The organism is Pantoea wallisii (assembly GCF_002095485.1).
Classification (GTDB): Bacteria; Pseudomonadota; Gammaproteobacteria; order Enterobacterales; family Enterobacteriaceae; genus Pantoea; species Pantoea wallisii.
Window position 1 is genome coordinate 116,625 of the sequence record NZ_MLFS01000006.1, and the last position, 7,669, is coordinate 124,293.

Below are 7,669 nucleotides of genomic sequence, written 5' to 3' on the forward strand. Positions count from 1 at the left end.
CTCCCGGTCATCCCCGACGCTCCTGAGCTCATCATCCTGATGGGTGCTGCCGTGCACTGACAACAAATGTAGACTACCTCGTAAAATGAACAAGTGAGACTTGTCTTTAATTTGGGGCGTTTTTTATCACACATAAATTAAATAATTGAAATTAAAGCAATAATTTAATAGTGAATCTTGTATGAATCAGTAATCACTGGCAGTAAAAAACGGCAATCTCTTACAACACTGTCTGTTATGACGCCTGTCGGGCACTTTTGCGCCATAACAGGTATAATCAGCGCCATTGCCCGAATCATTCTGCTGGAGTTTTACTGTGTCTGCTTTGAACTATCACGTTACCCACTTTGTGCTGAGCGCCCCGGATATTCGTCACCTGCCCGCGGACGTTGGTATTGAAGTTGCCTTCGCCGGACGCTCCAATGCAGGCAAATCCAGCGCGCTTAATACCCTGACCAACCAGAAAAGCCTGGCGCGTATCAGTAAAACGCCTGGCCGTACGCAGCTGATCAACCTGTTTGAAGTGGTTGAAGGCAAGCGTCTGGTGGATCTCCCCGGTTATGGCTATGCCGAAGTGCCGGAAGAGATGAAGCGTAAATGGCAGCGCGCACTGGGTGAATATCTGCAGAAACGCCAGGCGCTGAAAGGTTTGGTGGTACTGATGGATATCCGCCATCCGCTTAAAGATCTCGATCAGCAGATGATTGAATGGGCGGTACAGAGCCAGATCCCTGTCATGCTGCTGCTGACCAAAGCCGACAAGCTTGCCTCAGGTGCCCGTAAAGCGCAGCTGAATATGGTGCGTGAGGCTTCTCTGGCCTTTATGGGCGACGTACAGGTTGAGATGTTCTCTTCGCTGAAGAAGATGGGCGTGGATAAACTGCGTCAGAAGCTGGATAGCTGGTTTAATGAACTGGAACCCGCTCAGGAAGGCGACGGCGCCTTGCCCGAAGAGTAAATAATTCAGCGGGTTTTTCAGCCCGCTTTTCAGAAAAAGCCCAATAAAAAACGCCCCAGTCATAAATGACTGGGGCGGCTAATATTCAGCCAAATCCGATTACGTGAAGTAAAAGGTCTGAAAGATAGAACATCTTACCTCTGTACCCTACGCGAGAAACTTTACCTGATTTTTTCTGACCGACAAAGGCTTTTTTGTTGTTAAGTTTCAACAACACACCCTTTTTTTACCAGGCTCGTCACACTTTCACGCATGATATGTAGTTTAATTACCAAAAAAGTGCTTAGCCGATAAGCAGTTACTGCGGCTCTCCTTTGAAGGGCAAGCAGTACAGTTGCTGAAGCGATTAAGTAAACTTTTTTCTTATAGTAAGACCGGCGCTGCTCATAAGCCGCCAGCCTTATCCAGTCAGTGTGCTTCGTCCCAGTTTTTGCCTGTGCCGACTTCCACCTGCAGCGGTACGTCCAGCTTCATGCTGCTCTCCATTAGCTGACGAATCGTCGCACTGGCGCTTTCAACCGCATCTTTGTGGATCTCAAACACCAGTTCATCGTGCACCTGCATGATCATCGTTACCGCATCGTCGTTTTGCTGCAGCAGCCAGCCGTCAACCGCAATCATGGCGCGTTTGATGATGTCGGCAGCTGTCCCCTGCATCGGTGCGTTAATCGCTGCGCGCTCCGCTGCCTTGCGGCGAATGGCGTTGCTGGAGTTGATATCCGGTAACCATAAACGGCGACCATCCAGCGTCTCGACATACCCCTTTTCCGCTGCCTGCGCGCGCGTCTTCTCCATGTAACGCAGCACGCCCGGATAGCGCTCGAAATAGAGATCCATGTACTTCTTCGCTTCACCGGCACCGATATTCAGCTGACGCGATAAGCCAAACGCGCTCATCCCGTAAATCAGGCCAAAGTTGATCGCTTTTGCGCTGCGGCGCTGTTCGCCGGATACCTTGTCCAGCACGACGCCAAATACCTCAGCGGCCGTGGCGCGGTGGATATCCTCCCCCTGCGCAAAGGCATCCAGCAGGCCTTTATCCTGTGAAAGGTGCGCCATAATGCGCAGCTCAATCTGAGAGTAGTCGGCCGCAACAATGCGTTTGTCTGCACCGGCAATAAACGCCTGACGGATGCGCCGCCCCTCTTCATTACGTACCGGAATGTTTTGCAGGTTTGGATCGGTAGAGGATAGACGACCGGTTGCCGTCACGGCCTGATGATAAGACGTATGCACGCGGCCGGTCACCGGATTGATCATCAGCGGGAGTTTATCGGTGTAGGTCGATTTCAGTTTCGACAGACCACGATGCTCCAGGATGACTTTCGGCAGCGGATAGTCCAGCGCCAGTTCTGCCAGCACCTCTTCGCTGGTTGACGGCGCGCCGCCAGGTGTCTTTTTCGTCGGTTTAATCCCCTGCTTTTCAAACAGAATGGTCTGCAGCTGCTTCGTTGAAGAGAGGTTAAACGGTTCGCCAGCCAGATCGTGGGCCTTCTGCTCCAGCTCTGCGAGACGCGTGGTCAGTTCCTGCGAATGTTTCGCCAGGATGTTTTGGTCGATCAATACGCCATTACGTTCAACGCGTGAAATCACTTTCACCAGCGGCATCTCAATCTCTTCGAACACCGCTTTCGGCCCGGGCGCTTGCTCCAGCTTTGGCCACATCTGCAGATGCAGCTGTAGTGTGACATCCGCATCTTCGGCAGCGTAATGCGCGGCCTGCTCCAGCGCGATCTGGTTAAAGGTCAGCTGATTTTTGCCTTTACCGGCAATCTCCTCGAAGGTGACGGTTTTGTGGTTTAACCAGCGGGCCGCCAGGCTGTCCATATCATGCTTACCCACCACGCTGTTCAGGCAATAGGACTCCAGCATGGTGTCGAATTTGATGCCGTTAAGCTCGATGTCATAGTTTTTGAGCACACCACGATCGTATTTAAGGTTCTGACCAACTTTCGCCGCATTTTGGTCTTCCAGTAGCGGTTTAAGCTGCTTCAGCACTTCAGTACGATCAAGCTGATCCGGTGCATCCAGGTAGTCATGTCCGACAGGCAGATATGCCGCTTCTCCCGGCGCAACCGCGAATGCGATACCCACGATATTCGCGCTCAGCGTGTCCAGGGAATCTGTTTCCAGATCGAAAGCGAAAACGTCTGCACTTTTTAGCTTCTGCAGCCAGTCGGCAAATGTGGCTTCATCAAGAATGGTGACATAGCCATCAGAGGAGAGAATGCTGGCCGTTTCCACGGCAGCAGCCGGCTCATCCACCAATACTCTCTGTGCCTGCGTATTGCTTTTCTTGCCCTGCAGCCATTTTCCATCCTGCAGATCGGTAATCCAGCGCTTAAATTCGTAGCGGCTGAATAGTGCCTGTAGCGCTTCAACGTCCGGTTCGCTCACCGTCAGCTGATCGCAGCTGAGTGCCAGCTCAACGTCAGTTTTAATGGTTGCCAGCTTATAAGAGAGGAACGCGAGGTCACGGTTCTGCTCCAGTTTGGCCGCCATGGTTTTCGCCCCGCGGAAGGAGAGATCGGCCACTTTATCCAGATTGTCATAGATTGACTGCATGCCGCCGAGCCCTTGCAGCAGCGCCTGTGCGGTCTTTTCACCCACGCCCGGTACGCCAGGGATGTTATCTGAGCTATCGCCCATCATGGCGAGGAAATCAATAATCAGCGCGGGCGGTACGCCGAACTTTTGCTCCACTTCTTCCGGCCCGAGCACGGTATTAGTCATGGTGTTAATCAGGGTAATCCCGGGCGTGACCAGCTGCGCCATGTCTTTATCGCCTGTGCTGATCAGTACTGCGCGCCCCTGCTTTTCCGCTTCCAGCGCCAGCGTACCAATGACATCATCGGCTTCAACTCCCGGCACCGCCAGTAATGGCAGTCCCATGGCTTTTACCATCTCATGCAGCGGCGCGGTCTGCGCCCGCAGATCGTCAGGCATGGGCGGGCGATGCGATTTGTAATTTTCGAAGAGCTCATCGCGGAAGGTTTTGCCTTTTGCATCGAAGACTACAGCCACATGGCTGGGTTGATACTGCACCAACAGGCTTTTCAGCATGTTGAGTACACCATACATGGCACCAGTTGGCTCACCTGCACTGTTAGTCAGCGGCGGAAAGGCATGATACGCACGGTAGAGATAGGAGGAGCCGTCTACCAGAATCAGGGGATTTTCTGCAATTTGCGCCATAGGTTTGTATTTTCTTCGTTGCAATAATGAGGGCTATAAGGATGCCACATCCAGAGAGGAATGTTGAACGAACACGAAAAACTCCGTCCTTTTTTCGTCACCCTGCGGCAGAGATCGCAAGGATCTTCTTGTGGATAACTTTGTGCGTAAAAATCATAACGTATTGTTATTTACGTGAATTGCAATCAAATTACAAACATTATTTATTATGATTCAATAAGTTATGAAGTTACCGTGACGCAACATCGCTTTTTGCAAAGGTGATCGTCAGTGTGGATATTAAGTCGGAGGGGTAGCAGAAAGTTATTATTCAGGGCAGATAAACAGCAATAAAAACGCCGGCAGTGCCGGCGTTGATGTTCAGTATGATTACTGTTTGGCAGCGAGGAATTTTACGACATTCGCGTAATCGGCAACAAAGTTCTCCATGGAGCTGGTATCGAGACCACCGTTGTTAACCATGTACTTGCCGTTCACAAAGATAGCAGGTACACCCTGCAGATTGACATCAGAGGCAGCTTTCTGCTGCTGAGCAACCAGGGCTTTGACCGCAAAGCTATTCCAGGCTGCATCGTAATCTTCAGAGGAGATCCCGGCGGCTTTGATAAAGGTCTCTTTCAGGCTGGCAGCATCGGTGACCGTCTGCGTTTTCTGGATGCCATCAAAGATCGGTGCGGTGACCTTATCCTCTACGCCCAACGCCATCGCCACTGCCCAGGCATGCGTGACGATTGGACCAAAGTCACCACCTAAAAAATCAACATGATACTTGGTGACTTTGGTATCAGCGGGCAGATTCTTTCTTACTGCATCGCTAACGTGGTATACGCGTTCAAACTGGTAGCAGTGCGGGCAGAAGAAAGAGAAGAACTCCATGACCTGCGGCTCACCAGCAACGGGCTTCTGCAGCGTAACGTACTGCTTGCCGTCAGTGAATTGCGCCGCTGAAGCGCCAAATGCCAGCATTAATCCTACCAGCGCGAACATGATCTTTTTCATCGTGAAAACATCTCCTGAGTACTTCATTAAAATTGCGGGCTAAGCTGCAACGGCGGTTCGTGTAACAGCTTCTCCTGCTCGATAAATAGTGCAATCTGCCGGCGCCAGAAGTCCTCATCGGTCATCCAGGGGAAGGCGCGCGGAAAAGCGGGATCCTGCCAGCGGCGTACCACCCAGGCCAGATAATAAACCATGCGCATGGCGCGTAAAGACTCAATCAGTGTTAATTCATGTAAATCGAAATCACCGAATTCGTTATACGCCTCCAGTAAAATGTCCCACTGAATGAGTTGCTCCTGACGGTTACCGTTAACCAGCATCCACAAATCCTGCACTGCCGGTCCGGTACGGGCGTCGTCGAGATCGACAAATAGCGGCCCGTCGCGCCATAAAATATTACCGGGATGGCAGTCACCGTGCAGCCGCATTGGTTGCCAGTTACTGTGCCAGCTCTGCTGAAGCGTCGCGTGGAGTTTGTCTACCGCCTTTAACAGTGCGTCTTTGAGTGAAGCAGGCACCAGTACGCTACTTTCCAGCGATGCGCGCGGCTGTATCACATACTCATCCAGGCCCAGCACCGGGCGCTGCCTGAAGAGATTTTGCCGTCCGGTTTGATGAATACGGCCAAGGAAACGACCGACCCACTCCATCTGCTCCTCGTTGTCAGTTTCATACTGACGCCCACCGAGGCTGGGGAATACCGCGAACATAAATCCGGCATGCTGATTGAGCGTGTTACCCTGCAATAGCAGCGGTGCCGCGACCGGAACTTCAGCATTCAGTAAGTCCTGTGCAAACTGGTGCTCTTCACCAATTTGCGCCGCGCTCCAGCGTTGTGGCCGGTAAAATTTTGCCACATAACGCCGCTTTTCATCATCGCTGAACTGATAAACGCGGTTTTCATAACTATTGAGGGCGGTTAAGCCTGATTCGACCCGCAGACCGGCTTCCCACAACGCATCAAGGATCACATCGGGGTTTAGCGTCTGGAAATTAAAAGCGGCTTCGCTCATCGTTTTGCCTGTATGTTCCTTTGCATTGAGCGCGCAAGAATAACACTACTCCTCATCCTTAATCACACCACGCGCGCGCAATAACGCGGTTTTGAAATCCACTTCATAATCCTTCTTCAGGCCCGGGATCTCAGCGTCACTACCGGCATCGCGCATTTTGAGATGGTAGATCAATACATCATCCGTTAATTCACTTAATGGGCCACAGAAACCCGATTCCTGCGCCAGCTTTTGCAAAAATGCCAGCAGATTAAGATCGGGCTCTTTTTGCCAGGCGGGTTGCAGAAGCGCCAGCAATTCAGTAAGTCGGTGATATTTCATCAGGGTTCCTTTATGCAGCAGGATCGCTGCTGTTGAGTTAGTATCGTCCACAATAAGCAAGGAGACGAAGATGACCTCATTTACCGGTGTAATTCTCGCAGGCGGTCAAGGAAGCCGTATGGGAGGCCAGGATAAAGGGTTGCTGGAACTGCAGGGCAAACCACTCTATCAGCACGTTCTGCAGCGATTACAGCCACAGGTCAATATTGTGTTGATTAGCGCTAACCGTAACATTGATCGGTATCAGGCGAGTGGCTGCCAGGTCATAACAGATTCGATGGCGGATTATCCCGGACCTTTAGCAGGCATGCTAAGCGGGTTGCAGCACAGTCAAACGGAGTGGGTGGCGTTCTGTGCCTGTGACTCGCCTTTTTTACCTGAAGACTTTGTGGCGCGTTTATGGCAACAGCGCGGTCATGCACCAGCGGTGTGGGTGAAATCGTCGTCGCGCGATCACCCTACCCTGGCACTGGTAAGCCGGTCTTTGAAGGATGATTTGGAAAAATGGCTGTTACGCGGCGAGCGACGTCTGATGCAGTTTATGCGGGAGCACGGCGGACATGCGGTACCCTTCGCTGACGACGAATCTGCGTTTCACAATATTAATACCCCAGGTGACCTGATAAATGAGGAGAAACGGTCATGAGCGTGCCGTTACTGGCCATCGCCGCGTGGAGTGGCACAGGCAAGACAACGCTGCTGCAGCAGCTGATCCCATTATTGAAAGCGCGCGGCATCCGGCCTGGTCTGATTAAACATACTCATCATCAAATGGAGATCGATCAGCCGGGAAAAGATAGCTATTTGCTACGAAAAGCAGGGGCCGAGCAGGTTATTGTTGCGAGCGATCAGCGCTGGGCATTGATGTGCGAGACGCAGAATCAACCCGTTGATCTTATGATGCTGGCCGCGCGCATGGACACTTCCCGGCTGGATATGGTGTTAGTCGAAGGATTCCGGCATGAGCCAGTAGCTAAAATCGCCTTATGGCGGCGCGGCATAAAAGATGATGTGGCTGGCTTACTGGATGAACATGTTATTGCCCTGGCAAGTGATGAGGCATTAACGCTGGACATCCCTGTTCTGGATATTAATCAGCCATCCATAATTGCTGATTTTATTCAGCAGTGGCTGAGCGAGCATTCATGACAGTATCAGGGCTTAATTTTGTGCGATCTGCAGA

8 protein-coding genes are annotated in these 7,669 nt (G+C 51.7%); 3 read left to right on the forward strand and 5 right to left on the reverse strand.

Annotated features, from left to right (window positions below; genetic code table 11):
- The first annotated feature begins 316 nt into the window (after positions 1–316).
- Positions 317–958 carry a ribosome biogenesis GTP-binding protein YihA/YsxC gene (yihA, locus tag HA48_RS03870; protein ID WP_128599865.1) on the forward strand — a complete coding sequence of 214 codons (642 nt, stop codon included), beginning with the start codon at positions 317–319 and terminating at the stop codon, positions 956–958.
- An 85-nt stretch (positions 959–1,043) separates the two neighbouring features.
- On the opposite strand, the gene spfP is transcribed toward yihA, so the two are convergent.
- The 5 genes from spfP to HA48_RS03895 all read right to left on the reverse strand — a co-directional run bounded on the left by spfP (position 1,044) and on the right by HA48_RS03895 (position 6,486).
- A complete protein-coding gene (spfP, locus tag HA48_RS23025) occupies positions 1,044–1,091 on the reverse strand; it encodes a small protein SpfP (protein ID WP_071892919.1) in 48 nt (15 codons plus the stop codon).
- 275 nt (positions 1,092–1,366) lie between these two features.
- Entirely contained in the window at positions 1,367–4,153 is a 2,787-nt protein-coding gene (gene polA, locus HA48_RS03880; RefSeq protein ID WP_128599866.1) for a DNA polymerase I, read from the reverse strand.
- A 369-nt stretch (positions 4,154–4,522) separates the two neighbouring features.
- The gene (gene dsbA, locus HA48_RS03885) at positions 4,523–5,152 is read right to left on the reverse strand and encodes a thiol:disulfide interchange protein DsbA (protein WP_128599867.1); all 630 of its coding nucleotides are present in this window, start codon (positions 5,150–5,152) and stop codon (positions 4,523–4,525) included.
- A 26-nt stretch (positions 5,153–5,178) separates the two neighbouring features.
- Positions 5,179–6,165 (reverse strand): serine/threonine protein kinase, encoded by a 987-nt coding sequence (locus tag HA48_RS03890; protein ID WP_128599868.1) that lies wholly within the window; start codon positions 6,163–6,165, stop codon positions 5,179–5,181.
- Between the two features lie 45 nt (positions 6,166–6,210).
- A complete protein-coding gene (locus HA48_RS03895) occupies positions 6,211–6,486 on the reverse strand; it encodes a YihD family protein (RefSeq protein ID WP_128599869.1) in 276 nt (91 codons plus the stop codon).
- Positions 6,487–6,556: 70 nt separating this feature from the next.
- Here HA48_RS03895 and mobA point away from each other — a divergent pair, with 70 nt between their 5' ends.
- Together mobA and mobB are read left to right on the forward strand one after the other, a co-directional pair.
- Positions 6,557–7,132 carry a molybdenum cofactor guanylyltransferase MobA gene (gene mobA, locus HA48_RS03900; protein WP_128599870.1) on the forward strand — a complete coding sequence of 192 codons (576 nt, stop codon included), beginning with the start codon at positions 6,557–6,559 and terminating at the stop codon, positions 7,130–7,132.
- Entirely contained in the window at positions 7,129–7,635 is a 507-nt protein-coding gene (gene mobB / locus HA48_RS03905) for a molybdopterin-guanine dinucleotide biosynthesis protein MobB (protein ID WP_128599871.1), read from the forward strand. The genes mobA and mobB overlap by 4 nt, the downstream gene beginning before the upstream one ends.
- The last annotated feature ends 34 nt before the right edge of the window (positions 7,636–7,669 follow it).

What these genes read in the sequence shown, in the direction of transcription:
- polA (WP_128599866.1), bottom strand. Translation starts at nt 4,153, where the DNA reads ATGGCGCAAATTGCAGAAAATCCCCTGATTCTGGTAGACGGCTCCTCC.
- dsbA (WP_128599867.1), bottom strand. Translation starts at nt 5,152, where the DNA reads ATGAAAAAGATCATGTTCGCGCTGGTAGGATTAATGCTGGCATTTGGC.
- HA48_RS03890 (WP_128599868.1), bottom strand. Translation starts at nt 6,165, where the DNA reads ATGAGCGAAGCCGCTTTTAATTTCCAGACGCTAAACCCCGATGTGATC.
- HA48_RS03895 (WP_128599869.1), bottom strand. Translation starts at nt 6,486, where the DNA reads ATGAAATATCACCGACTTACTGAATTGCTGGCGCTTCTGCAACCCGCC.
- mobA (WP_128599870.1), top strand. Translation starts at nt 6,557, where the DNA reads ATGACCTCATTTACCGGTGTAATTCTCGCAGGCGGTCAAGGAAGCCGT.
- mobB (WP_128599871.1), top strand. Translation starts at nt 7,129, where the DNA reads ATGAGCGTGCCGTTACTGGCCATCGCCGCGTGGAGTGGCACAGGCAAG.